The 1,206-nt window shown below is 68.2% G+C and carries 1 protein-coding gene; it reads right to left on the reverse strand.

Annotated elements, in window-relative coordinates:
* On the reverse strand, window positions 1–1,206 hold a 1,206-nt coding region (locus BFE01S_RS29220; RefSeq protein ID WP_028228554.1), incomplete at both ends, for an AMP-binding protein.

The raw sequence follows: 1,206 nt of genomic DNA on the forward strand, positions 1-1,206 counted from the left end.
TCACGCGCTGTTCGCAGATCAGTTCCACCAGGCGCTGCGGGTCGCGATGCGCACCCGGCTCGGCGACCGCCAGTCGTGCGCCCGTCATCAGCGGCCAGAAGAACTCCCACACTGACACATCGAAGCTGAATGGCGTCTTCTGCAGCACCACATCCGTTTCGTCCAGCGCGTAGGCCGACTGCATCCAGGCCAGGCGGTTCGACAGGGCGCTGTGGCGGTTCGCGGCACCCTTGGGACGGCCCGTGGAACCCGACGTGTAGATCACGTACGCCAGGTTCTCGCCGTGCACACGCACCTGCGGTGCTGCGACGGGCTCAGTTGAAACGTCCACCGTGTCCAGTTCCAGCACCGTCACGCCTTCAGCCACCGGCAGACGCTCACGCACCCACGACTGCGTCAGCAGCAGCGCCACGCCACTGTCTTCCAGCATGTACGCCAGCCGCTCGCGCGGATATTCCGGGTCCAGCGGCACGTAGGCGCCCCCCGCCTTCAGGATCGCCAGCAGGCCCACCACCATCTCAACCGACCGTTCGACGGCAATGCCCACCCGCACTTCCGGTCCCACGCCCAGCTTCACAAGACGCTGCGCAAGGCGGTTCGCCTGTGCATCGAGTTCGCCATAGCGCAACTGCGCCTCGCCGTACACCACGGCCACGCGTTCGGGATGCGCCTGTGCCCCACGTGCGATCCGCTCATGCACCGGCATCACGTCTTCATACGCTTCGCTGCACGTGCCCTTCGCCAGAAGCGCAGCCGTCTCTTCAGCCGACAGCAGCCCAACCTCCGCCACCGTGCGCACATTCCCCCCCGTCAACGCCTCCAGCACCGCCACATAGTGACGCCCGAACTGCGCCATCGTCCCCGCATCGAACAGCTCCCGCGCATACGCCAGGCTCGCCGACAGCCCGCCCCACGCATCCTCCGCCGTCGTCAGCGTCAGCTCGAATTGCGCCATCCCCGCCCCCAGCGACGCCCACTGCACCGACACCCCGGGCAGCGCCTCCAGCGCACGCCCGTCCTCGCGCAGATGGTTGAACATCACCTGGAACAGCGGCGTGTGGCTCAGGCTGCGCTGCGGCTGCAGCGCCTCCACCAGCACGTCGAACGGCAGTTCCTGGTGCGCCTGCGCGCCGCGTGCGGCCGTCTTCACCTGCCCGAGCAGCGCCGCGAGCGGCGTGTCCCCGTCAAGCTGCGTGCGCAGCACCT

The organism is Paraburkholderia ferrariae NBRC 106233, from assembly GCF_000685035.1.
Taxonomy (GTDB): domain Bacteria; phylum Pseudomonadota; class Gammaproteobacteria; order Burkholderiales; family Burkholderiaceae; genus Paraburkholderia; species Paraburkholderia ferrariae.